The organism is Agrobacterium sp. fls2-241-TYG-188a (genome assembly GCF_030209845.1).
In genome coordinates this window covers 439551-464698 of sequence record NZ_JARVRD010000002.1, presented here as the reverse complement: position 1 = coordinate 464698, position 25148 = coordinate 439551, and the positions used below count along the sequence as shown (strand labels likewise).

Genomic DNA, 25148 nt, shown 5'->3' with positions numbered 1-25148 from the left:
TGGTGTGGGCCTGTTCGGCGTTTTGCATCATCCGCTTACTTTGCGGGCTTGTAAATCTGGTCAAAGATGCCGCCGTCACCAAAATGTTCTGGCTGTGCCTTGGCCCATCCGCCAAACTGCGGATCGTCGATGGTGACGAGCTTGATGTCAGGCAGTTGCTTCAGGAGATCCTTGGAAACAACAGACGGGTTTGACGGACGGTAGAAGTGCTTGGCGGCGATGTTCTGGCCTTCGTCAGAATAAAGATACTGAAGATAGGCTTCGGCAACCTTGCGGGTGCCCTTGGCATCGACATTGGCGTCAACCACGGCAACGGGTGGTTCTGCGAGGATGGAGATCGGCGGAACGACAATATCGAATTCGTCCTTGCCGAATTCCTCGCCAGCCAGATAGGCCTCGTTCTCCCAGGCCAGCAAGACGTCGCCGATCTGGCGCTGGGCGAAGGTAACGGTGGAGCCGCGCGCGCCGGTATCAAGCACCGGAGCCCGCTTGTAGAGTTCACCGACATAGGCCTTTATCTTGTCCTGATCGCCCTTGTATTCCTCATTCGCCCAGGCCCAGGCGGCCAGATAGTTCCAGCGCGCACCGCCTGATGTTTTCGGGTTCGGCGTTACGATCTGGATATCGCCCTTCACAAGGTCACCCCAGTTGTGGATGCCCTTCGGGTTGCCCTTGCGGACCAGGAAGACGATGGTGGACGTATAAGGAGAGGAATTGTGCGGCAGGCGGCTGCGCCAGTCTTCCTTGATCTTGCCGCTGTTCTTGACGATGGCGTCGATATCGCTCTGAAGCGCCAGTGTGACCACATCGGCTTCCAGACCATCGATAACGGAACGGGCCTGCTTGCCGGAGCCGCCATGCGACTGCTGTACGGAAACGTCTTCACCCGTGTCGGCCTTCCACTTTTTGGCAAAGGCTGCGTTGAAGTCCTTGTAGAGTTCGCGGGTCGGATCATAGGAAACATTGAGCAGCTTGCTATCTGCCCATGCCGTCCCGACAGTGCCGAGCGAAATGGACAGGGTGAGCGCCACGGCGCTGAGGCTGGAAAGAAGTTTCGACATGTTGAACCCTCCTGGATGTCTTGCCCTTAACACTACCGGATCAGTAGAGTTGGTCAATCAGGGCAATGACGATCGCAAAAGTGTTTCCCTTGTCTTGTCATCGGCGGCAACAAACACAGCGCGGCAACTTCGAAACGCGCAACAAGCACCGTTCAAAACATCGGCTTCACGCAAAACCAGTTCGGGATTTTTACCAACATTGGCGCAAATTGCCGGGTGCGTGATGACTTGAGTGCCGGGAAGTGGGTTGCGGCCTCACGCCGTCAGCAGTTCCGCAACGTCGGTGCCGCTGATTGCGTCTGCAATGGTCGTATTGAACAGGATATTGCGCGTGGCATCCGCCACCCGTGCAAAGACGTGGCGAATTTCGCACCCGGTTTCGCCGTCGCAGTCCTCGCAGCGCTTATAGGCCGTCTTTGAAAGGCATGGCAGCGGCGCCACCGGTCCATCGATGAGCCGTAGCACCTCTCCAAACGAGATATCGCTGGACGAACGGCGCAGCAGATACCCGCCCTGCTTGCCGCGACGGCTGGCGACCAGCCCGTCCCGTTTCAGCTCCAGCAATATCTGCTCCAGGAATTTCTTGGGAATGACCTGACTGCGCGCAATGTCGGAAATCTGGACAGGACAGCCCTCATCAGCTCTCGCTAATGCGATGAGGGCGCGCAGCGCATATTTTGCCTTCTGGGAAATCATTCTGAATTACCGAAACGGGATAAGCTGGTTGTGTTTTTCTACGAATGACATTCTTTTACCAGTGTAAATCTGAACCGGGCTTGAGCGATTGGGAGTCTTTTGCGCCTAAGAAGCGTGCAAGAGAGATATTTGCTCAGCAAGGCCATGCAGAAGCATAGCCATTCCTGTTAAAAAACCCGGATTTCAGGGATTATCCGCAACAGTAGAGTTCGGATACGATGAAATGACCATCAATACATCTGCGCATAGCTTTTCCAGCCAGGAAGTCTCTTCTCTGGACGATACACTTGCCGGTCTCGATCTGGCGCAGCGCCTCGCCTTTATCGCGGGACTTGGCGGGCGTGCGGTGTTTACCACCAGTCTTGGTATTGAGGATCAGGTCATTACCGCAGCAATCGGCACGCACCGCTTGCCAATTGACATCGCCACACTGGAAACGGGCCGCCTGTTTGCAGAGACGGTCAAGCTCATCGACGAGACCGAAGAGAGATACAACCTCACGATCCGGCGGTTTTACCCGCAACAGGACGATATCGACGCCTTTGCGGCAAAGTACGGGTTGAACGGCTTCTATGACAGCGTCGAGGCTCGCCATGCCTGCTGTCATGTGCGCAAGCTGGTGCCGCTGGCCAAGGCGCTCGAAGGTGCAAGCTTCTGGGTCACCGGCCTTCGCCGTGGCCAGTCCGGCAACCGTGCAACAACGCCCTTTGCCGAATTTGACGCCGAGCGCAATCTCATCAAGATCAACCCGCTGGCGGACTGGGACATCGGTCTCATCAATGCCCATGTCGCAGCGGAGAATATCCCCATCAACCCTCTTCATGCGCGTGGCTACCCGTCCATCGGCTGTGAGCCGTGTACGCGCGCCATCAAGCCCGGCGAGCCTGAACGCGCCGGCCGGTGGTGGTGGGAAAATGACGAGAAGCGCGAATGCGGCCTGCATGTGGCCGAGGCAGCGCAAGCCTCGATAATACCCACCGCATCATAACGATCATAGAAATCAGTACATTGCCGGAGTTTACAATGTCCAATGCAGTTCCGGAGACGGAAAGCAAAAGTGTCGCCTCACCCAAGCAGCCACTTGACCCGCACCTGAAGGCCCTCGAAAACGAAGCCATCCACATTTTCCGTGAAGTCGCCGCCGAGTTCGAGCGACCGGTAATGCTCTATTCCATCGGCAAGGACTCGTCCGTGCTGCTGCATCTGGCGCGCAAGGCGTTTTTCCCCGGGCGCATCCCCTTCCCGCTTCTGCACGTCAACACGGGCTGGAAATTCAAGGAGATGATCGAGTTTCGCGACAATATCGTCAAGGAATATGATCTCGACCTGATCTCCCACACCAACCCGCGCGGTGCTGAGGAAAATGTCACGCCGTTTAGCCACGGCTCTGCGCTTTATACGGATATCATGAAGACGGAAGCGCTTCGCCAGGCGCTGGATGCCGGCAAGTTCGACGCCGCCTTCGGCGGTGCGCGCCGCGATGAGGAAGCCAGCCGTGCGAAGGAACGGATTTATTCCTTCCGCACGCCCGACCACAAATGGGACCCGCGCAACCAGCGTCCGGAACTGTGGAATATCTATAACGGCATGGTCCGTCAGGGTGAAAGCGTCCGCGCCTTCCCCCTGTCCAACTGGACTGAGGTCGATATCTGGCGTTACATCCAGGCGGAAAACATTCCGCTCGTGCCGCTCTACTACGCCGCGGAACGCCCCTATGTGGAACGCGATGGCATGATGATTCTTGCAGAAGACGAGCGTCTGGAACTGCAGCCCGGCGAAGTCGTGCAGCGCGGCATGATCCGTTTCCGCACGCTTGGCTGTTTCCCGCTGACCGGCGCCATCAACTCTCATGCGACGACGCTGGACGAAGTGATTTCCGAGCTGGAGATCGCAACCGTCTCCGAGCGTCAGGGCCGCGCCATCGACCGCGACCAGTCGGGCTCCATGGAAAAGAAAAAACGCGAGGGCTATTTCTGATGAGCCAGAACGCCGCACAATCTGCAACAATTCTGCCATTCGTTGAACCTGCAAAGGCCGTGAAAGACGCGCGCCCCTTGCGTCTCATCACCTGCGGCAGCGTCGATGACGGCAAATCGACGCTCATCGGCCGCCTGTTATGGGATACGAAGGCCGTCAAGGAAGATCAGGCCGCCACGCTGCACCGCGACAGTGGCAAGCAGAACGATCTGGGCCTGCCGGATTTCGCGCTGCTGCTGGATGGCCTGCAGGCCGAGCGCGAACAGGGCATCACCATCGATGTGGCCTATCGTTATTTCGCCACCGACAAGCGTGCCTTCATCGTGGCCGACACACCCGGCCATGAGCAATATACCCGCAACATGGCAACGGGCGCATCGACAGCGGATCTCGCCGTGCTTCTGGTCGATGCCCGTACCGGCATTCTGGAACAGACCCGCCGCCACGCGACGATTGCGGCCCTGATGGGCATCCGCCAGTTCGTGCTGGCCGTCAACAAGATCGACCTGACCGACTACGACAAGGCAGGGTTCGAGCTGATTGCCCATGAGTTCCGCGAATTTGCCCTGTCGCTCGGCATCAAGCAGATCACCGCTATTCCCATGTCTGCGCTGAAGGGCGAAAATGTCGTGCTGTCCGGCAAGACATCCATGCCGTGGTATGAAGGCCCGACGCTGGCAGAAACGCTGGAGCTTGCCACCGTTCGCACCACCCAGACCGGCGGCTTCCGCCTGCCGGTGCAGCGTGTATCGCGCCCCGGCGAAAGCTTCCGCGGCTATCAGGGGACGGTTGCCGGTGGCGCCGTAAAGCCGGGCGATTCGGTTGTCATCCTGCCATCGGGCATGGTGGCGAATGTGAAGCAGATCGTCACCTTCGACCTCGTTCGCAATGCAGCCGTCGCAGGCGATGCCGTAACGCTCGTTCTTGACCGGCAGGTGGACGTATCGCGCGGTGACATGATCGTTTCCATCGATGCGCAGCCGCAGACAGGACATGCCTTCGATGCGCAGATCGTGGCGCTGCAGCCCGGCGGTATCGAGCCCGGCAAGCGCTACTGGCTGAAAAGCGGCAGCCGCCGCCAGCGTGTGACAGTGCAGCCGACAACCCAACTTGACCTGAAGAACGGCCAATGGCTGCCCCATACCGAAACCTTGTCCATGAACGCCATTGGCAAGGTGCGCCTCTCCTTCGATGAAACGGCCATCTTCGACCCCTACGACCAGAACCGCTCGACCGGCTCCTTCATCCTGATCGACCCCGATACCAACAACACGGTTGCTGGCGGCATGATCCTTGGAAAACGCAGCGATACCGGCAAGATATCGCAGGGCGAGCGCGTGATCATGTCTCTGCCTGCCGATCTGGCGGAAGCACTTCTGGCCAGCGAGCAGTTCTCCAGCCGCCGCGACGAGATCGACATCCGCCGGACCAGCAGTGCCACCGCGTCTCGTGTTTTTGACGAGCTGGATTGAGAACCTTCACAGCACTCAAATGAAAAAGGCCGCCGATCATGATCGGCGGCCTTTTACGTTCCGGAGGTCAGTCCAGACTTAATCACGTGTCAGCGTGAAATATCGCTGTGTTGTTTCGGTGCGATTGCGCAGGGCGGGCGGGAAAGCATATTCGCCACAGACTTCGTAACGGAAGCCATCCGCAATGAGAGTGTCATCCATGACGGCCTTCAGTTCCGCAGTCGTTCTGTAGATGGCGTTGTAAACGTCATCCAGCTCGTCTGAGAAATGCTCTTTCAGGGTCAGGCGAATGTCCATGTCGGACAGAGATTCGCGGACATAGATCTTGGCTTTCGGAGCTGCCAGTTGGGCAAGCAGCTTGAACGAATCGAGCACCGCTTCATCGTTGAGGTAAATCATCAGCCCCGTCACAACCAGCATGTCGAATGGCGGTTCGAGCTTCAGCTCTTCCACTTTGACATAGGGGACTTCAGCAACCTGAAAATGGATCGAGTTGCTGGCCATCGCCTCTGCATTCGCACGCGCGATCAATTCGTCTGAGAAGTCGAGGCCGAGATATTGATGGCCAGCTGCGCCGTAAAATGGCGCCAGACGGCCAGCGCCGCATCCCAGTTCCACGACCTTCGCTGGCTTATCGAGCCTTGGCAGCAGGTTTTCCCGCTCGAACTTGTCGCGATCCGTTGCCAGTGTCGAACCCGCAGATTGCAGCATGACGGCATCAACCGCATTTGCTTCCTTCTTCGCACGCGAATTGAAGAAGGTCTGGACCTGCTTTCCGTCGATTGTTTCTTTCGTATCGTAGATTCTGCTCATATGCGGACTTTCTCCTGCTCCACCATTTCTGCCCAAGGCGTCTCTAGCTTGCGAGAGCACTCAGACTGAAAAGGTGGAGGTTTTCTTTGGCCAGCGACAGATCCTGTTCGCTATCGATTTCATAAGCGATCAATTCCTGCGTCTCCATGGGCAGGAACTGGCGCAGCTGCTCGTAGACGGCCGTATTGCCGATGTCGGAGAAGAAGGCGTTCGGCAACCAGGAAATGTTTGCCCACTCATATTCTGTCGGGTCGTCACGGCGGAAACTGGTGGCAATGCCATTTTCGATGGTGGTGAACACAGCATCGCGCGTCTTCGTCTTGGTAATGGCCAGACGCGGCGTATTCGGCTTGCAGGACGCAAGGAAAGCCTTGAAGCTTGCCTCTTCGATCAGCATGTCGCCATCCATGAAAAGGCAGTCACCCTTGATATGGCGCGCGCCGAGCTCATAGCTGTGCAATGTCGTCGTTGCCCGGAAGCCGGGGTTGCGAACGACCATGACATCAGAGCGAATTTTCCGGATTTCGTTGATGACTTCCTTTTCCTCGAAGCCAACGACGACTCGCACGTCTTCCACATCGCTCAAGAGAGACAGAAGGTGGCGAAGGATCTTCACCCCCTCGATCTCGACAAGGCATTTTGGCTTGCCATGGCCAAGCCGGGAGCCGAGTCCGGCGGCTGCGATTACAGCGTGTTTAACAGGCGACATAAAGATTTCCCATCCAGCGCAACGTAGTTTGAAACTGAAATCAGCGCGTCAGGGGCGCTATGAAGTCCTGCAAAGGCGATGCCGATATCTGCGACATCGAAGATTGGGATGTCGTTGAAGCCATCGCCGATGGATACGAGCCTGTCAAAGCGCTCTTTCAGCTCAAGCCCGGCAACGTTTTTCCGCATGACGGTATCGAGACCCGTGATGCGGCCCTCCGCGTCCGTAATGGCGGTAGACGTGTAGAACTGGCACTTGAGGCGCTCCATCAGCGGCTGAACCCAGAGATCCAGATTGCCGGTCACCACAAAGCAACGATCTACATTCTCGCGAATGAAGGCTTCGATATCGGGATCAAACTCGACCTGCGAAACAATCGACCGAATGCGATCAATCCCGGCGCTGCGCAAAATGGCGAAACGCAGACGAAACGAATCTTCAAAGGGAATGACGCCAGCCATTGTCAGCTCGGTCAAAAGCCGCATCTCGGCCTCCAGACCCAACTCCGACGCAATCATCGGAAGAAGCTCTGCGCGGGTAATGGTTCCGTCGAGGTCGAATGCGAAGGCAGTCTGGATTTCCTCTCCCTTGAGGAGAGCCGGACTGCGCTGAAAGGTCAATGTCTGGGCGTGGGTCGCTTGGCGATACATATAACAACCTTCATGTACGAATACCGCTCGTCCCAATGCTGCAAGGCGCCCTCCAAAGTCGCGCCCGACAGGCACGCGCAATCCGGATATGTGCTTCAGAGCATCAAAACAGATGTGAATTCATCACTAGGAACATAACCTTTCCTCAGCCTGACCAGACCGCCCACAAAGAAAAAGCGCCGGCTGGAACCGACGCTTTTTTTCAGAATTTCATGTTCTGCGATGCTTCTAGAAGAAGAACATCCACAGCAGCGCGACTACAACCAGAGGCACGCCCATCGCCCACAATACCACAGCTTTCAACATCATATCTCTCCTCTATTATGTGGCTAGTTAACGCGCGGGGACACGCAATGGTTCCTGCCACCGACACCCTTGAGGATGGGGTAGTACAGGTCGGCGCAAGCAAACCCTGAGATAGATTCAGAAAATTGGGTGAGAGTTTTACAATGGATTCGACAACAAACGGCGCATCTCCGGCCTCCGTCAACGCAAAGCTCGACCAGGTCATCGCCGACCTGTCTTCGCTGGCGCAAAGGCAGCAAATCCAGGATGAAATCATGCTGGAACTGGTCAATTTCCTTGCACGATTCCGCGAGGACACCATCGGCCTGCAACAGACGACCGCCCAGAAACTGCATGAAGCATCGCAAGATATCGCCAGAAACGTCAGAGACCTTTCATCCTCTAACAACACGTTCGCAAACAACCTGGTCGAGAGCGTCAAGAACCTCGCCCGGTCGAATGAAGCCAGTGCGGCGAACAATTTCGCGCAGTTGCGGCAGATCGTCCATACCGGCATCCGCAAGATGCCGACGACATCGGGCAAGATCCGCTGCGTCTTCCTCGTTCATCTGATCGAGGCGTGGGATGCACAGATCGACATTTTCCATGCCATGCAGAAGGATGATCGTTTCGATCCGATCGTCATCAGTATCGACAGGGTCTTCCCCGGCGACAATGTTTGCGGCGGCGAGAGTTCCATCAGCGAGTCGCTGACAAATCTCGGCGTTCCCCATCTTCGCCTGGGCATGCCCAATTCGTTCGAGGGTCTGGATGTGCTGCGCGCGCTGATGCCCGACGTCATCTTCCGTCAGTCGCATTGGGACAGAGACTACCCTCCTGCCTTCCGCACACCGGAGCTTGGCTTTGCACGGCTTTGCGCAATCACCTACGGCGTCTCAATTGTTGCGAAATTCAGCCATTCTGAACCCAGCAACGAGATATCGCCGATGGCCTTCGATCAGCCCTATCACAGATCGGCATGGCGGGTCTTTTGCGAGACGGAACAGACGCAATCCTACTTTCGAAGCTTCCAGCATTCGGATCCCAACAAATTCGTTCTCTCCGGCTACCCGAAGCATGAGAGGCTCGCGAGCTTCATCGGCAAGGGTTCCTGGCCGATAAAGAGCGACGGCGAGAAAGCCTTTCGCGTCATCTGGGCGCCGCACCATTCCGTTGGCAGCGACTGGCTTGCATTCGGCGTGTTCCATCGCATCTACCGGGACATGCTGAGCTGGGCCCAACGCTCGCCCCGCATAGAATTCGTGCTGAAGCCTCACCCGGCGCTTTTTGCGCTTGTCGTCAAAATGGGTCTGATTTCCCAGGCCGATATCAACGACTTCAGGGCACGATGGGAAAGCCTGCCCAACTGCACAATTGTTGACGGACAGTACGGAGAGCTTTTCGATGCGTCCGACCTGATGTTGACGGATGGCATCTCGTTCCTGACCGAGTACCAGCTCTTCAACAAGCCCCTGGTCTTCATCGATTCCCAGCGTCGCGTTCCCTTCAACGCCTTGGGAGAGCTTGCATCCGCCTGCGCTGAACATGTTACCACCATGCCGCAGATCGAAGCTGCCGTTACGGCCTACGCCAACGGCAAGCCGTGGCAGCAGGGCGAAGAACGCGCCCGCCTGCTAGAAAAGCTCCTTCCCAACGAACGTCCTTCAACGGAAATCGTGCTCGACGCCATTGCCGGCGGCTTTAAAGTCTAGGTCGATCGACCGTCAAAAAAGCAGCAAGCCAGCATAAAATAACCCTCTCCAGACGAAGCGAAGATTTCGCCTATGTCTGAAGAGGGTTTTTCGTTGTCTGAACGGTTCTTGAAGAGAGTAACTTGCTTTTGCGCTCAGCAGATTGGGCAACAGCGCCGGGTGCCGGCCGCTGGGTAGACTCGTCGCTTATCTATGTCTTGAAAAAAAGCCTCCATCCGGCGGGAGGGAGGCTTCAAACTCGCTCAAATGAATTGATCGAGATAGGTCGGCAGATCGAATGCCGCATCGGTCCGTCTGAGAGGCTCCCCGAAGCGCGGATCCAGCCGAAGCCAGGCACGGGGCCCATCGTCATAGGTGGGGACATCGCGCGTGATGCGCTCCTTGACTGCCACCGGCAGCAGTTCCACGATATCGTTGCCGACGGCAGGGTCGAGGATTATCGGCAGATCGCTGAAAGCTGCGGCCTCTTTTGCCGCCACCACGAGCCCGGCGAGCTTCTGCAACGTGCCGATTGACGTGCCCGCCAGCGGCACTGTCTGATAGGCCGCCATCCTGTTGTAGAGGATATAGGCTTCTGGCCAGTTGCGCCCCTCGATATGCAGCCGTAAGGCAACGCCCTGTCGCACCATCATGAATTCGACGAGCCGGCGGAAGAACTCGTCACGCTCATGGGTCGAGGGTATCTTGTTCTTCCACATCTGTGCGGCGAGGTATTCGATACCGCCGCGGTAGGTATCCCACTGGAACATGCATTCATTATTGCCCTGCTGCATTCTGGGATCGTCAGAAATGGCGGTGACGCGAGCAAAGGGCTCCGGCATGAACAGGACATCGGCCTTGTCGAGCGCCCGCACCGTGTAAAGATAGGCCCAGAAAATGAAGGGCGTTGCACTCGATATGGATCTTGCCAGGACGTCGCGGCGAACGATCAGAAACTCGGGAAACACATGGTGATTGAAGACAAAATTGAGGAATGAGGAAAAATCGCCCCTCGATTGCCGCGTTGGTCCCGGAATCCGATAAAACGGTCCCAAATCGCGCTGCCCGCCTCTGGCATCGACCAGCAGCCACGGCGCCTGCACCATGCCGATGCCCGGTTCCGCTTCCATGATGCCAACATATTCCCTCACCTTTTCCGGGATCAGCAGGTCGTCATCTCCCAGGAATACGGCATAGCGACCACGCGCCCGGCGCATTGCGAAGGCATAGTTGCTGACAAAGCCGGAATTCCTGGTGCGTCTGTAGGGGCTTACTTCGGGAACATCGGCGAGTGTTGCTATGTAATCGGCGGTACCATCTGTAGAGCAGTCATCGACAATGACGATTTCAAAAGACATGCCCATCTTGCGAAACCACTCAAGATGGAAATTGACATTCCGCTCAAGCAGGAACTGCCTGTTATAGGTCGGCACACAAATGGATAGAAGAACTTCTGAATTGGACATTGCAACCGCCTGTGAATGACGCTCCGGCATTGCCCCGTGTGAAGAATTGTCTCTGAAACGACAGCAGAACTTGCCCCTCGCCGACAGTCAATTCTCAAGCCCGAGGACAGACGCGGGGCTAAGTCTCTTGCTACCCGCCAGCGCTGCTCCCCTCACGAACAAACAGCCCGACAGACTATGGCAAAGCGATATAGAGCCCGGCTTTTGCGAAGCTTACGCACGACCCGAGGTCTCTGCGCCACCGCAAGAACAAACAGCAATATCTAAGGAAAGGTGGTCGGAGTGAGAGGATTCGAACCTCCGACCCCGTCGTCCCGAACGACGTGCGCTACCAGACTGCGCTACACTCCGTGACCAGCGGCGCTTCTATAAACTAGCACCGTTTTCTCGACAAGCATGGCGATGAAATTTTTGTGACGGATCTTCTTTTGCAAACTGCGGCTCCCGCCCCTTCGACGCCTGCGAAAAATCGTTACAAAAAAGCAATTGTGGCAAAAAAACTTCAATCTCGTGGCCGTCGCCACTCCCGCTTCTCGATAAATCTGCTAGGGGAACGTCATCTCCCACAACACACCGGAAACGGCCCAACAAGGATTATTCGACATGCGTTTTCGCAGCGTAACACTGGCAGGTCTGGCAATTGCCCTGTCCGCCTGCACAACCACCGCCCCTTCACTCTCTCCCAAGAGTGCCGTGGAAACACGTTGGGTTGGACAGTCCGCAGGCGTATTCTTCGCAAAGTTCGGTCCACCCTTGAGTGATGTCGATACCGGCGATACGACCACATACAACTGGCGCGGCGGCTACAAGACGGCAAAGGTTCCTGCCAAGTTCGAAGAAGGCAAGGACGGCAAACGCGGTCGCCAGATTTCTCCGGCACGCACATCCTACCTCTCCTGCACGGTGCAGCTGGTTGTCGGCGGCGACTACAAGATCCGCTCGATCCGTACCGTGTCCGACCGCCCCGGCGTCAACGGCCCGAGCTATTGCGCGGAATTCCTCGCTGCCGAGTAATATCTGAGTACCACAGTTTCAGTGCCCGCCGGAGTTTCCTTCGGCGGGTCTTTTACGTCGGAATTGCCATTGCTCAACGTCGTTGGACGTCACTTTTGTGCCGGATTCCCATGCGCAGATCTGTTATGCGCTGATTGCATGTCTATATATATTAGAAATGCATTTTATACTTGGCTGAGCTTTACGCCGCCCTGCGGCAAGTAAGGAAAGCCTTTAGGTCCCCGGAAAATAAGGGAAAAATCTGAACCACCATTCATTGCCGGCACGCGACTTCAGCCGGGGTCCGTCTCCCACCGCTGCCGTGGTCTCTATTTCTGAGCTCCAAGCGACAACTGCCGAGAGTTGTCTTACCGATTTGATTGCGTTATTGCGCCGCACAAATTGAAGATCATCAAGCGTTAGGAAAAGACGTGACCAAAGTAGAACAGGGCAACGGCCTTACCACCGGATTTTCGCAGAACAGCCTCACGATGAACCGCCGACAGGTGCTGGGTACTGCGTTGGCGGGTCTCGCCGCTGCGGCGGTTCCGGGTGCGCCAGCGCTGGCACAGGGCACAACCAAGAAAGTGGACGTTCTCCTCATCGGCGGTGGCATCATGAGCGCGACACTGGGTGTGTGGCTGCATGAGCTGGAGCCCACCTGGTCGATTGAAATGCTCGAGCGTCTGGACGCGGTGGCGATGGAAAGCTCGAATGGCTGGAACAATGCCGGGACAGGCCATTCCGCACTTGCAGAACTCAACTACACGCCGGAAACCGCCAATGGCGGCATTGATATTTCCAAGGCAATCGAAATCAACGAATCCTTCCAGATTTCGCGCCAGTTCTGGGCCTGGCAGGTTCGCAACGGCGTCTTGAAAAACCCGCGTTCCTTCATCAACCACACGCCTCACATGAGCTTCGTCTGGGGTGATGAGAACATCTCCTATCTGGAGAAGCGTTATGAGGCGTTGAAGGCCAGCCCGCTCTTTGCCGGAATGCAATATTCCAGCGATCCGGAAGAGATCAAAAAATGGGTTCCGCTGATGATGCAGGGCCGCGATCCGTCCCAGAAAATCGGTGCGACATGGTCTCCGCTCGGCACGGATATGGAATTTGGCGAGATCACCCGCCAGTTCGTCGCGCATCTGAAAAGCCAGCAGAACTTCAATCTGCAGGTTTCAAGCGAAGTCGATGGCATTGAACGCAACGACGACGGCACATGGCGCGTAAACTACAGCAATTCGAAGGATGGCAGCAGCCACACGGTCGATGCCAAGTTCGTCTTCGTGGGTGCCGGTGGCGGAGCGCTGCATCTGCTTCAGATGTCCGGCATTCCGGAAGGTGACGATTACGCCGGTTTCCCGGTTGGCGGCTCCTTCCTCGTCAATGAAAACCCCGATGTGACGATGCTTCATCTGGCCAAGGCTTACGGCAAGGCGTCCGTCGGCTCTCCGCCAATGTCCGTCCCGCACCTCGACACACGCGTCATTGGCGGCAAGCGCGTCATCCTGTTTGGACCTTTCGCGACCTTCTCTACGAAGTTCCTGAAGGAAGGCTCCTATTTCGACCTCCTGACCTCAACGACCATGAGCAATGCATGGCCAATGATGAGCGTGGGCATGGATGAGTATCCGCTGGTGGAATATCTTGCGGGCCAGCTGATGCTATCCGACGACGATCGCTTTGCAGCGCTGCAGGAATACTTCCCCGGTGCCAAGCAGGGCGAATGGCGCCTGTGGCAGGCCGGCCAGCGTGTGCAGATCATCAAGCGCGACAAGGACAAGGGCGGCGTTCTCAAACTCGGCACGGAAATCGTCAGCGCCAGGGATGGCAGCATCGCAGCCCTGCTCGGCGCCTCTCCGGGCGCATCCACCGCAGCACCCATCATGCTGCAGGTTCTGGAAAAGGTCTTTGCCGAAAAGGTTGCCACCCCCGAATGGCAGACCAAGATCCGCCAGATCGTTCCAAGCTATGGCACAAAGCTGAATGCCGACCCGGAGAAGGTCATGCAGGAATGGGCATATACCAGCGAACACCTGCAACTGCCGACACCGCCGCAGATCGACATGGCGGCGATCAAAGCAGCACCGGGCGCAACAAACGAATCCGGCGTCAAGCGTCCAGACATGGCGCTGTAACGCGCGTTTTTCCCGCCGCAATCACGGCCTGTCGGAAATTTCGCAATACAAGGGCACGCCTACGGGCGTGCCTTTTTCGTTTTGCCGATACTTATAATTCGCAATCTCTGCTTGCATCCATTGTTGACGGATGGCAAAAATGACTCGTGAGCTATCATTCTCATCCGTGCCCCCCCCCGCGATTGCGGCTTTGTTTCTTCCGAATTCGAGCAGGGAAAACTGAAGTGACCAAGTCAACAGTTCCTTCTATCTGGCGAACTTCGAAACACGCTGCCTTCACGAAGCAATTCGAAATCAGCATAGAAGACCACCTGGCCGTGCGCTACGCCCGCAGCGAACCTTTACCATTCGGCCGGTTCGCGGGATTTCTTACTCTCTGCACGCTTTTCGCGGGTTTCATCATCGCATTTGGCTGGTGGACAAGCGGAGATCGTTTGATAGCTGTCCTTATCGTCATGGGTGCTCTCGCTGCGGGCCCAGCGCTGGCTTGGCTGCTTTATGGCTTCTTCCGCGCCCAGTTTCATGGCTTCTGGAAAGGTTTTCTCGAAGCCCGGGAGGCTGTGAATGTTCCACTGGAAATGACAGTTGACGACAAGGGTGTCTCCATTCTTGTCCGGCAACAAACATGGTTCTGTCCATGGGAAAGCCTCTACAGCGTTGAGGAAGATGGAGAACGTTACTATTTCTGGACCTCAAAGACACAGGCCCATGTGCTTCCCAAGAGACTATTCGAGCCTACAGAGGCTGAGGAATTTGCCACTGCCTTGCAAACGTGGTGGGGTCAGCAACCCGTCTCACCTCCACGCCTTGCAGGCTTCAAAATTCAGGCTTGAAAAGAGCTAAAACACGCAACCAGATTGCTGAAAGAGACAGAATTCGCTGAGAACGCATGTAATTTCAGAATGGCTGGGGCGCTAAGAAGATAGCTTGACTTTCACAACAGCTTTTAATTGCTTCAACTCGACGTGCGCTTCAAGCTACCGCTCTTCACGTCGGTATAAGTCATGAAGAGCCGCACTTTTGGAAAAGCCAGGCACGAGCAGACCCCCGGTCACTTTTATTGGGTGCCGCTGGTCGTGCTTTATTCCGGCGCGCGCGCAGCAGAACTCGCCCAACTCTCCTTGGAATATCCAAGTTAGGAGGAGCACACCTGTTATGGACTAACCGAAACGACGGATGATCGCGAGGAGGCCCTGAAGGAGCGTCAAGACGCTCGGCTCACGAGGCGTCGTGCAGACCGATAGCTAGCTGGTTCGGCTCGGTCTCCTATCTATCTGGAAGAAACAGACAGGGCTGGAAACAGTCGTGTCGTTTCCCTCGCCACGCGCGCACTATCACGCGGACATATGGTCGCTGACGTTAGCCGGGAGTTCCGTCGCTGTCTTACCAAGCTTCGAGTGAAGGACGCCTCGGATCTGCCAACGTCCAATCCGCAACGGCGCCATTGTTGCTTTAAAGCTAGTTGATGGCTTCAACGTCATCTTCAGCCATACAATCACGACATCGTCACTCGCTGCTACAGCAGTATTTAACGCATCTGTAGCAGCGCGTTCGGTTGTGAACGCGACTGCATATCGGGGTCGTAGTTGAGGCATCTAACTGTTAATTGGTTGCACCGAACGCCTTACCTTGACGGTTTAGTGGCTCTGGCAACCCTCCATTTCATATCGACCCAGACGTGACGTAGCAAAAACGGAGCCACCGCTTTACGGATCTGCATGGGCTCCGGCACGTATCCGTGTATGCGCTGACGGATGCGATTCATCTCCTGGAAACCAAGCTCTGAAATTTCGGCAGAAGTTTTCTGCTGATGATGAATGCGGAAAGCGCCCAAGAACTGCGGTATGTGAGCAAATTTCGCACCAGCATCTCGGAAGCGGACGAGAAGGTCCCAATCCATAGCAAAACGGAAGGACTCGTCAATCTGTCCGCCCACTTTCTCCCAAATGGATCGTCGCCAAAACAGCGTCTCTTGAGGTATGTAATCTGCCCAGGACAAGACATCCGAATCGTGACCGGGCATAATCCAACGACCAATTTCGCGGTCCTCTTCATCGATCATCAAGCGATTGCCGTAAACTACGTCCACATCCGGGTGGCGCGCAAAAAACCTGTCGATCGAGGCAAGCGCTCCTGGCAACAACATATCGTCGGAATTTAACCAACCCATGATATCTCCGGTCGTGTGACGAAACCCGCGGTTAATCGCGTCTGACTGGCCGCTATCGGCCTCGGATCTCCATCCAGCTAAGCGATCTTCATACTTCCGCAAAACCGCCTCAGTATCGTCTTTTGAACCACCATCTTGCACCAAGTATTCAAGGTTAGGATAGCCCTGATCCAAAACGCTCAGAATTGTTCGCTCAATAAAATGACCCTGGCCAAAAGACGGCGTCACGATGCTGATGCGCGCTGCATCTTTTCGGGGCGAAACAGGAATGTGATCGACCGATAGAGCAGTTCTCGGCGCATGTTGAACAAGGTGACCGAGACGTGGCCGCACGATCGATCGGTAACGATTGACCGCTCGATCAAGGGGCGATGTCAAACGAAGAAGCAACCTACTGCCGATTGTTCGAAAATGAAAAAGTTCCTCACGCAACTTGTAGACTTCCGCAAAGGTATTCGTTTGCGCCTGCTGAAGCTCATTCAGAGTTCGGCGGATCATTTCACGCTCACTTTCGGCCATGCGCAAAGCATGAATCTCGTCGCGCATCTCTTGAATCGTGTGGTCTCTGGCTTCAATAAGCGCCCACATGTCGCCGGTGTCATTTGTCATAGCCAAGAAGCCTGTCTGCCTGTTGGAGTCTCGAATCTGCGGAAAGCTCTTCAGCCTCGACTGGATGAACTAATATGTTCTGTCCACTCTTGGTATTATCTAATTGTCTCGCCAATGTGTTGTCTCCGGTGCATTTGTCAAAATTCGAAAAGCGCTGAAGCACGTCATTAATGTCCGTTGCAGGTAAATTGAGTGCTGAAATGATACGCGGAATTTCTTGCTCTGGCCTCCGGCTGATATGCTCTAGTTGGAAGACCGGGAGCGTGCTGACGGCCTGCGCATACGCTAGGTATGCGTTCGCAAAGTCATCGATTGTGAGATTCTCAAATTGGACAAAGTTATCAACGATGGATTTGTATACTGCAACTGCCCGTCGGGCTACGACGACAGAAAGTGTCTCAAAGCCAGCGTTACGTAGATACGCTGTCTGCTCAAGGACCCCGCTTGGGCGTCCATGGAACTGCGCAGTGTTGGGAAGAAAATTTACGGTTACCCAATCGCGAACAACTAGATGCTTTCCAGCATCGCGGGCTCGCGCATACAATAGCGAAACCTGTTCAGCATAAGCCAGGCGTAGGAACCGATTTTGCTCGTGCGCTGCGATCAATCCTAACCATTCCACGGCTTGCTCGCCTAGTGGCTTGTAGCTAACCGCCGGATTGACTTCGGAAAGGACAAGGCATTCGTTATGGACCCCGAGAAATTTGTTGACCAAAGTTCCGCCTGAGCGGGCAAACGAATGATAGATGCGCACGACCCCATTGCCATGTCCACCGAAACTGCCAAATGAGTCTGTTGTATCTCCGAACCTCATCAGCGGGCCTGCCTACAGTCACGCAAGAGAACATCCCGTGTAAAGTTGCGCTCATTCAACACGACCACGACCTCGTAACCATGACCGCAGATTGCGCTCGTCACCTCGCCGCCTTTGGAGTCTTCAACCACTATGAGGGCAGGCCGGTATTTCGAAAAATCTAACCCATCGAGAACCTCGAGCTCGTAGCCCTCCACATCAAGCGACAGGAGGTCCACCCTCTCGATGTTCCGTTCAGCAAGAATAGATGATAGGCTGCGGGCCGGCACCAGTAGTTCAGTGCTCTTCAATTCCTGAAGCGTTTCACCTCTTTGTATCCACTGTTTCTGTTCCGCGAGTGAGCCCCGCGCACCATCGACCATCGACATCAAGCCGACGTCGATAAACCGCACTGTCTCCCCTTTATATGACGAGGAGACGCAGGCAGCGTTGATTACATCCGCCAGTGGCCTATTTTTTTTACACCGTGCAAAGATTGCTGGAGACGGTTCGATAAGTACGGTTTTCCAGCCCTTTCGCTCGAAATAGAGTGAGTTCGACTGGTTAATGCCGTCATTCGCTCCGACTTCCACCATGAGGCCGCCACCGGCCGGTAAATGAGCCGCAATCTTTCGATCAAGCTCATCTAGGCCGAAGAAAGTTTTACCCCTATATTGTTCAGGTAACTCTGCATCATAATATTGCCAGACTTCCTCCACCCCGATCATGTTGAAAGGCGGTTGTCGGAAACGTAAACTGTCCTCGTGGAAGTGGCCGCTGTTCTCCCCGATGCCGCAGTTATAGATAACCGGGATGCTTGTCTTCACATGCTCCAGACCCAACACCGCGCTCAGCAATGCGATGCCGCTGTCCCAACTGAATTGCTGGCGCAGGACGTCTGTGACGTTACGCCCAGGCGTCACATCGAGGCGCTCAATGACCTGCAAATCTAGTGCCTCGTTGACCCAAGAAAGGTAATCAGCTTCGGACATTGAAAACATAGACTTCAACTGCGATAGGACGGGCAGAAGTTTAGTTCTCGTGGTAGCCCACCCCCATCCCTGGAAGCGGCTGAACCGCGCGCCTTCGCTATCCACGCGAAATGGATTACCATAGACAGAGAAAACTGTGGGATCAGTGCTCACGGCTCTAAGCGTTAGCTCGAACTCACGAATAGCATTCGCAGTGGGAAAGCAGTCATCCTCGAGAACAATGATATTCTCGTAATTCCGTGCCATAAATGCGAGGCCATCAAGCATCATTTTTTCGATGCCCAAGTGTCCGTTGTGAATTCGCCATTGCGCGTCGACGAAACTATTCGCAAGCTCGCGACAGGCCGTCACATCTTCTTGAAGTTCGTGCCGATGGGCGTGGCCATCCAGCCAGACGTGTGTGTTCGCCAAAAATCCCTGGCGCCGCAAACTTTCCAGCACGTTCCAAAGCGCCTCCCGTCTGCGAAAGCCAAAGACGATAATTCCAGTTTCATTCATGTGATCAAGCCTGAAGAGAACAGAGGGAACGGGTGAAGATCGATGTACACCATTCATATCGATTGATCGGACCGAGCCCCCAGAAGTCCAGGCGAACAAAACCCTGCGCCCTAAGGTAGTCGTAAGCAGACTGGTATTCGTCTCTGTCTGAGTTGTCAAAAACAATGACGCCTTCCGGGCCGAGCTGTCGAACCGCTACCCAGGTTGTAAGAACCCTTGCCATGCCGTCGACCACAACCACATCGAAATACTGCTTCGGAAACTCAAGGAGAACTGAAGCGTAGGCGTGAAAGCAATCATCCAGAAGGCCAGCTCGGTAATTCCGGGTTGGGTCGCTTGACAGGCGAGCCGCCATGGAAGCATGTGGATACTGCGACAATAAAATCTTGGAATGCTGGAAAGCGGTCGGTTCATCCATATGCTTTTCCACGACAACGACATTCTGCAGTTTATCGGACCGAAGATGTTCGGCCCAGAGCGGATCATGCTCTACTGACACGACCTCAGCCGCGCGACTTGCCCACCACCGAGAGGAATTGCCGGAACCGTATTCGAACACGCGATAACTTGGCCTGACGATTCCCGCAAGATAGCGGGTAGCAGAATAGGTAAACCAGGGACATGGACCTGACGTATCACATGCCTGCTGCGTCTCTAGACTAGACCACCAGCCCGAGCGTCGCAAATAGTCTTCCGACAACTCGTGCAGCAGTCCATCACGTTGCGCCTGCGTCAGGGTCATTCTGTATCATCCACTTCAAAGATGCGAGAGGTGGCTCCTGGGTCTCCTCTATGCGAAATCCCCTTGAACCGGAAATAAGGGCTCACTAGACAGTCCACGACTCCGTTTCGCGGATGCGACGCCGCTTGGTCGACCGAACGGAAACCTAATGCATGAGGAATTCCGTGAACGAATTCATCTGGAACATCACCAATACCGCGCACGCCGATATCGATGAGATAGTCCCCGGATAGAAAAAGGTTGTTGAAGGGGCTTTCGACTTCAACTCGGCTGCCTGCAGACACATCTAAACCAGTACCGGGAGGATGAGATGCTCCTCCGCCAAGCAGTTGGCCGCTTACCGACCGGACAACCCACGCAAAACGGACCATGTTAATGTCACGGTGAAAATCGACGGTAAACTTGAGTACGAAGGTTTCGCCTATAGGCAGAACGTTTACTTTCAGGTCCGCAGGAGTGCAGATACGATAATCGACAATCTCACCCCCTGCCGGTTCGGACCGCTCCGAAGGTAGGCTAGCGATGATCTGCTCGTATTCGTGATCGAAACTTGCGTCGACGGCCGTAACAGGCCCCTTTCCTGGCGAAGACTCGAGAACCGGCAGGACATCCAAAGCATTTGAAGACGCGACCGCACGCGAAGACGAAAGCGAGCGTGTCTTTATCTCAGAGCGAACCCGTTCAAGAGTACTCGGACCAGCACTGGCTAGATAGTTATATGCACGCACGGCTTCGGAAGCAGCTCCAGAAAAGAGCATCTCGCCGCGATCAAGGACAACTGCTTTCTCGCATAACTGTGTCAGTGCAGTCATTGAGTGGGAAACGAACAGCAAAGTAACGCCTTTTTGCCGAAGCTCCGCAATCTTCGCATAGCATCGTGTCTGGAAGCCAAGATCGCCTACCGCGAGTGCCTCATCAACGACAAGAATCTCGGGATCTACATTTACGGCGACCGCGAAGGCGAGTCGCACTACCATGCCGCTTGAATAGGTCTTGGTCGGCTGATCCAAAAAAGCATCGATATCAGCGAAAGCTGCGATTTCTTGGAAGCGCGCATCAATTTCACGGTTGCTTAGTCCGAGAATTTGGCCGTTGAGATAGACGTTCTCCCGTCCCGTGTAATCAGGGTTGAAGCCTGACCCCAACTCTAGCAAGGCTGAGATACGCCCCTTCACCATGACCGCGCCACCAGTCGGCGTCAGTGTGCCGCAGATCATTTGCAGAAGCGTCGACTTTCCAGATCCATTCCGGCCTACAATGCCAAGAGACTGTCCCTTGTTAACGACGAGGTCGACATCCCGAAGCGCCCAAAACTCCCGATAATAAGGAGCGGGTACAGAGAAACCATCAATTCCAACCGCCTCCAGCGGGCGGGAAACTGCTCGAAGCAAAGGTGGCACGAGAAGCTGTTTTAGTCTGTCGCGGGGGTTGGCGTAGACCTCGTAACATTTGCTAAGGCTCTCCGCTTTAATAATAGGCTCAGATGACATCGGCAAATCCTGACCGCGTCTTTTGAAACCAAGCAAACCCGGCGCAGGTGCTCACAAGACCGACGACAAAGCCGCACAACCAGTCAACCAAACCAAAGCCTTTGCCTTCAATAACAACGCTGCGAAGCTGCTCGATGGGCAGCGTTAGCGGGTTCAAATTCAGCAACCATCGATAGTCAGCTGGAAACATTTCGGAACTGAAAAAAACCGGACTAAGAAAAAGAAGTATAGTGGAAATGAAGCCGGTGACCTGCGAAACATCACGCATATACACACCAAGAGAAGACAGGAAAGCGCTCACGCCCAACGAAAATAGAACGAGCGGGAGAAAGACGACAGGTACGAGGAACACAGTGAGGTGCAAGCCAAAACCTGAAAAAAGACAAAAAGCGATAAGAACAAGGACGGAAATCAACAAATTTACAAAAGACGAAGCGACTGAGACAAGGGGTATGATCTCGAGCGGAAAAACGACCTTCTTCACATAGTTAGGCTGAGAAAGGATTAGGTGTGGTGCCCGGTTAATGCACTCGGCGAGGAACATGTGAAGCAGTAGTCCAGCAAATAAATTGACGGCGAACAAAACTGTTGAGCCGGAGGCTTCATTTAGCCATCTCGCTTTCAAGATGCCGCTAAAGAATACCGTGTACACCACCAGGAAGATTAGAGGAACGAGCAGGATCCAAGCGATACCAAAGGCTGAGCCCCGGTATCGTGATGAGAAATCGCGCTTTACCAGTTCTTTAATTAACCCCCAATGTCGGGCAAAGCTCTGGGCGATGGAGGCGGGTGAAGCGGGATGGTGCATTCTTACAGGAACCTTGATTTTCGGACGTAGGCCTCGTGAACATCAGGATGAATATGTGTTCGTCAGTACCCAATTGTTAACTCCGACGCAAATCCGGTCTGAAGGCAAATGAGGACGCGTGTCGAACAAAGCCCAGCATTTACGGCAAATCGAGTATGTATGAGGCGATTTGATCAGCAAGGTCTTCCGGCTTTGCTGTCGCCGTTTTCAGTTGAATTTCTGGCTCCTCCGGTGGCTCATAGATAGAATCGAGACCGGTGAAATTCCGGATTTCCCCAGCCAGCGCGCGCTTGTAGAGGCCCTTGGGGTCCCGACGAATGCATTCTTCTAGGGGCGTATCAACGAAGACTTCGATGAACTCGTTCTTGGCCATCAATTGTCGAGCCATCTGTCGCTCAGACCGGAATGGCGAGATAAAGGAAACAATAACGATGAGCCCCGCCTCCGTCATCAGCTTTGCAACCTCTGCGATGCGACGGATATTTTCCACGCGGTCGGCGTCGGTAAAACCTAGGTCACGGTTAAGGCCGTGGCGAACGTTGTCACCGTCGAGCAGCATGGTGTGGAAACCCTCTGCCTGCAGTCGCCGTTCCAGGCAGTTTGCGATCGTTGACTTTCCTGAGCCGGAAAGCCCAGTAAACCAGATCACCCTAGGAGCCTGCCCCTTCTGAGAGGCGCGCGACGCCTTACTGACATCGATCGCCTGCCACTTTATGTTATCTGAACGATGTAATGCAAAATCGATCATGCCAGAACCCACCGTGGAGTTGGTGAAGCGGTCTATCAGGATGAAGTTGCCGGTAGTCCTATTTTGCCTATAAGGGTCAAACGCAATCGGTGCCTGAAGCGAGATATTGCACACGCCGATCTCGTTCATGGCCAGCGTGCGCGCCGGCATGTGGGAAAGGGTATTGATATCGACGCTGTAACGCAGGCTGCTTATACTCGCGGCGACTTCATCACATTCTGTCCGCAATACGTAGCTCCGACCCGGTATCATTGGTGCTGAGTCGAACCAGATAACGTGCGCCTGAATCTGATCAGAAACCTGTGGGCGCTCCCCTGGCTTGCACAGGATATCTCCGCGCGAGACATCGACTTGGTCGTCTAGCACCACGGTGACTGGCTGTCCCGCCTGAGCTATGCCGATCGGCCCGTCCATGGTGACGATCTCGCGGACTTTTGAGGTCCTGCCGGATTTCGCGATCATCACAGGATCACCGGGGCAGACACTGCCTGCGGCAACCTCGCCGCTGAAGCCGCGGAAATCAAGATTTGGTCTTGTCACATACTGAACAGGAAATCGAAATGGTTGCGCTTCTGCGGCCTGATCATGTGTCCCCACCTCTTCAAGAAATCTAAGGAGAGGCGCGCCACTATACCATGGAGTATTGGGAGACGGAGCGATGATGTTGTCACCGAAGCGGGCGGACAATGGGATGGCTACAACTGTTTCAAATCCGAGTTTTGCGACAAAGCTTCGATAGTCGGCGACGATGGTCTCGTAACGCGCCTGTTCAAAGCCAACCATATCGATCTTGTTTACAGCCAGCACAATGTGGCGCACGCCAAGCAATGAAACGATGAAACTGTGCCTGCGCGTCTGTGGCAGTATGCCGTGACGCGCGTCCACCAGTACTATTGCTAAATCGGCTGTGGAGGCCCCTGTGGCCATATTGCGCGTGTATTCTTCGTGGCCCGGCGTATCTGCCACAATGAATTTACGACGTTCAGTGGCGAAAAATCGATAGGCAACATCAATAGTGATGCCCTGCTCGCGCTCGGCCTGGAGACCATCTACCAACAGAGCGAAATCAAGATGTTCTCCAGCCGTTCCATGCCGAGCGCTGTCACTTCGAAGCGCAACTAGCTGATCCTCGAAAATTTGCTTGCTGTCATAAAGCAAACGTCCGATCAGTGTAGACTTGCCGTCGTCAACGGATCCGCACGTAAGGACGCGCAAAAGTGACTTCTGCTCCTGCTGGCGCAGATACTCGGTGACATCATCGCTGCTATCAGGGATCAAGGGCATCAGAAGTAGCCCTCCTTCTTCTTGCGTTCCATTGATCCCTCCTCGTCTCGGTCAATCATCCGACCCTGTCGTTCCGAGGTTGTCGAGGTCAGCATCTCGGCAATTATGTCGTCGAGCGACTCCGCCTCGGACTCGATCGCAGCCGTCAGAGGATAGCAGCCAAGCGTGCGGAAACGTACTCGCAGGATTTGAACGTGCTCCCCTGGTCTGAGCTTCATTCGATCATCGTCTGCCATAATCAGCATGCCGTCCCTCCGAACAACTGGCCGCTCACGTGCAAAGTACAGGGGAACGATCGGGATGCGCTCCCTGCGAATATACTGCCAAATGTCGAGCTCCGTCCAATTAGAAAGGGGAAATACACGGATCGACTCACCCTGATTGATACGCGTGTTGAATGTCTTCCACATCTCCGGGCGCTGTTTCTTTGGGTCCCAGGCGTGCTGATTGTTTCGGAAGGAAAAGATGCGCTCCTTGGCACGAGATTTTTCCTCATCTCGCCGCGCACCGCCAAACGCCGCATCGAAGCCGTGTCGCTCCAGCGCTTGGCGAAGACCCAGTGTCTTCATTACATGGGTATGATAGTTTGACCCATGGATGAAGGGGTCGATGCCTTCCGAAACCCCATCCTCGTTGATATGTATGATCAAGTTGGGGCCGAATTCCTGTGAAAGCTGATCACGGAATTCGATCATCTCCCGGAACTTCCAAGTCGTATCGACATGCAAAAGTGGAAATGGTAGAGGCGCTGGATAAAAGGCTTTGCGAGCCAAGTGCAGCATTACCGACGAGTCCTTACCAATCGAGTACAGCATCACCGGCTTTGCAAAGCAGGCAGCTACCTCCCGGAATACGTGAACTGCCTCTGCTTCTAATCGATCCAGGTGAGACATTGTCAAAGGAGCGGCTCCAGATCGGGCGTGGCAACCGCAGCAATAGGTTCGCGAGCGGCAGCACTTTGAACATGCGGACAGGTCTTACAGAACGAGGTTCAGAAAGAAAAGGATTTTCGTCCACATTGGTCTCCTCCGGATACGCACTGAGAGATGGTTATGCGGTT

21 protein-coding genes and 1 tRNA gene are annotated in these 25148 nt (G+C 55.0%); 7 read left to right on the top strand and 15 right to left on the bottom strand.

Features of this window, described 5'->3' with window-relative positions; genetic code table 11:
* Nucleotides 1-35 precede the first annotated feature (35 nt).
* Together QRN85_RS08955 and QRN85_RS08950 are read right to left on the bottom strand one after the other, a co-directional pair.
* Nucleotides 36-1061 (bottom strand): sulfate ABC transporter substrate-binding protein, encoded by a 1026-nt coding sequence (locus QRN85_RS08955; RefSeq protein WP_284757549.1) that lies wholly within the window; start codon nt 1059-1061, stop codon nt 36-38.
* Nucleotides 1062-1316: 255 nt separating this feature from the next.
* The gene (locus QRN85_RS08950; protein ID WP_062586744.1) at nt 1317-1757 is read right to left on the bottom strand and encodes an RrF2 family transcriptional regulator; all 441 of its coding nucleotides are present in this window, start codon (nt 1755-1757) and stop codon (nt 1317-1319) included.
* Nucleotides 1758-1980: 223 nt separating this feature from the next.
* Here QRN85_RS08950 and QRN85_RS08945 point away from each other — a divergent pair, with 223 nt between their 5' ends.
* From QRN85_RS08945 to cysN (QRN85_RS08935), 3 genes are read left to right on the top strand one after another with little or no spacing between them, the layout of a single operon-like run.
* Nucleotides 1981-2745, top strand: coding sequence for a phosphoadenylyl-sulfate reductase (locus QRN85_RS08945; protein WP_112963946.1), 765 nt, complete (start codon nt 1981-1983; stop codon nt 2743-2745).
* 35 nt (nt 2746-2780) lie between these two features.
* Nucleotides 2781-3734, top strand: a complete 954-nt coding sequence (gene cysD / locus QRN85_RS08940) for a sulfate adenylyltransferase subunit CysD (protein ID WP_113094426.1) — start codon at nt 2781-2783, stop codon at nt 3732-3734.
* On the top strand, nt 3734-5206 hold the full coding sequence (gene cysN / locus QRN85_RS08935) for a sulfate adenylyltransferase subunit CysN (protein WP_284757545.1): 1473 nt from the start codon (nt 3734-3736) through the stop codon (nt 5204-5206). The genes cysD (QRN85_RS08940) and cysN (QRN85_RS08935) overlap by 1 nt, the downstream gene beginning before the upstream one ends.
* Before the next feature lie 78 nt (nt 5207-5284).
* Here cysN (QRN85_RS08935) and QRN85_RS08930 read toward each other — a convergent pair whose 3' ends face one another.
* Genes QRN85_RS08930 through QRN85_RS08920 form a run of 3 tightly spaced genes read right to left on the bottom strand, consistent with a single transcriptional unit; the run spans nt 5285 to nt 7378 of the window.
* Nucleotides 5285-6019, bottom strand: a complete 735-nt coding sequence (locus QRN85_RS08930; RefSeq protein ID WP_284757542.1) for a class I SAM-dependent methyltransferase — start codon at nt 6017-6019, stop codon at nt 5285-5287.
* 43 nt (nt 6020-6062) lie between these two features.
* On the bottom strand, nt 6063-6728 hold the full coding sequence (locus QRN85_RS08925; protein WP_062586739.1) for an NTP transferase domain-containing protein: 666 nt from the start codon (nt 6726-6728) through the stop codon (nt 6063-6065).
* A complete protein-coding gene (locus QRN85_RS08920; protein WP_112963950.1) occupies nt 6704-7378 on the bottom strand; it encodes an HAD-IB family phosphatase in 675 nt (224 codons plus the stop codon). The genes QRN85_RS08925 and QRN85_RS08920 overlap by 25 nt, the downstream gene beginning before the upstream one ends.
* A 449-nt stretch (nt 7379-7827) precedes the next feature.
* Here QRN85_RS08920 and QRN85_RS08915 point away from each other — a divergent pair, with 449 nt between their 5' ends.
* Nucleotides 7828-9375 (top strand): hypothetical protein, encoded by a 1548-nt coding sequence (locus tag QRN85_RS08915; RefSeq protein WP_284757540.1) that lies wholly within the window; start codon nt 7828-7830, stop codon nt 9373-9375.
* A 242-nt stretch (nt 9376-9617) separates the two neighbouring features.
* On the opposite strand, the gene QRN85_RS08910 is transcribed toward QRN85_RS08915, so the two are convergent.
* Both QRN85_RS08910 and QRN85_RS08905 read right to left on the bottom strand, forming a co-directional pair.
* Nucleotides 9618-10820, bottom strand: coding sequence for a glycosyltransferase family 2 protein (locus tag QRN85_RS08910; protein ID WP_284757538.1), 1203 nt, complete (start codon nt 10818-10820; stop codon nt 9618-9620).
* Between the two features lie 274 nt (nt 10821-11094).
* Nucleotides 11095-11171: transfer RNA gene (locus tag QRN85_RS08905), tRNA-Pro, on the bottom strand.
* Nucleotides 11172-11423: 252 nt separating this feature from the next.
* Here QRN85_RS08905 and QRN85_RS08900 point away from each other — a divergent pair.
* The 3 genes from QRN85_RS08900 to QRN85_RS08890 all read left to right on the top strand — a co-directional run bounded on the left by QRN85_RS08900 (nt 11424) and on the right by QRN85_RS08890 (nt 14787).
* Nucleotides 11424-11834: a cupredoxin domain-containing protein gene (locus QRN85_RS08900; RefSeq protein WP_062586734.1), complete on the top strand. Its 411-nt coding sequence runs from the start codon at nt 11424-11426 to the stop codon at nt 11832-11834.
* A 470-nt stretch (nt 11835-12304) separates the two neighbouring features.
* The gene (gene mqo, locus QRN85_RS08895; RefSeq protein WP_284758814.1) at nt 12305-13954 is read left to right on the top strand and encodes a malate dehydrogenase (quinone); all 1650 of its coding nucleotides are present in this window, start codon (nt 12305-12307) and stop codon (nt 13952-13954) included.
* 224 nt (nt 13955-14178) lie between these two features.
* The gene (locus QRN85_RS08890) at nt 14179-14787 is read left to right on the top strand and encodes a YcxB family protein (RefSeq protein ID WP_284757536.1); all 609 of its coding nucleotides are present in this window, start codon (nt 14179-14181) and stop codon (nt 14785-14787) included.
* Between the two features lie 791 nt (nt 14788-15578).
* Here the strand turns inward: QRN85_RS08890 and QRN85_RS08885 are convergent.
* The 8 genes from QRN85_RS08885 to cysD (QRN85_RS08850) form a co-directional block, all read right to left on the bottom strand.
* Nucleotides 15579-16733 (bottom strand): glycosyltransferase family 2 protein, encoded by a 1155-nt coding sequence (locus tag QRN85_RS08885; RefSeq protein WP_284757534.1) that lies wholly within the window; start codon nt 16731-16733, stop codon nt 15579-15581.
* Nucleotides 16723-17547 (bottom strand): hypothetical protein, encoded by an 825-nt coding sequence (locus QRN85_RS08880; protein ID WP_284757532.1) that lies wholly within the window; start codon nt 17545-17547, stop codon nt 16723-16725. The genes QRN85_RS08885 and QRN85_RS08880 overlap by 11 nt, the downstream gene beginning before the upstream one ends.
* Nucleotides 17547-19016, bottom strand: a complete 1470-nt coding sequence (locus QRN85_RS08875) for an FkbM family methyltransferase (protein ID WP_284757531.1) — start codon at nt 19014-19016, stop codon at nt 17547-17549. The genes QRN85_RS08880 and QRN85_RS08875 overlap by 1 nt, the downstream gene beginning before the upstream one ends.
* A 4-nt stretch (nt 19017-19020) precedes the next feature.
* Nucleotides 19021-19758, bottom strand: a complete 738-nt coding sequence (locus QRN85_RS08870; protein ID WP_284757529.1) for a hypothetical protein — start codon at nt 19756-19758, stop codon at nt 19021-19023.
* A complete protein-coding gene (locus tag QRN85_RS08865) occupies nt 19755-21248 on the bottom strand; it encodes an ABC transporter ATP-binding protein (protein ID WP_284757528.1) in 1494 nt (497 codons plus the stop codon). Before QRN85_RS08865 ends, QRN85_RS08870 begins: the two co-directional genes overlap by 4 nt.
* The gene (locus QRN85_RS08860) at nt 21238-22056 is read right to left on the bottom strand and encodes an ABC transporter permease (RefSeq protein WP_284757527.1); all 819 of its coding nucleotides are present in this window, start codon (nt 22054-22056) and stop codon (nt 21238-21240) included. The genes QRN85_RS08865 and QRN85_RS08860 overlap by 11 nt, the downstream gene beginning before the upstream one ends.
* Before the next feature lie 139 nt (nt 22057-22195).
* Complete coding sequence (cysN, locus tag QRN85_RS08855; protein ID WP_284757525.1) at nt 22196-24088, bottom strand: sulfate adenylyltransferase subunit CysN; 1893 nt, start codon at nt 24086-24088, stop codon at nt 22196-22198.
* Nucleotides 24088-24987 (bottom strand): sulfate adenylyltransferase subunit CysD, encoded by a 900-nt coding sequence (gene cysD, locus QRN85_RS08850; protein WP_284757523.1) that lies wholly within the window; start codon nt 24985-24987, stop codon nt 24088-24090. Before cysD (QRN85_RS08850) ends, cysN (QRN85_RS08855) begins: the two co-directional genes overlap by 1 nt.
* Between the last annotated feature and the right edge of the window lie 161 nt (nt 24988-25148).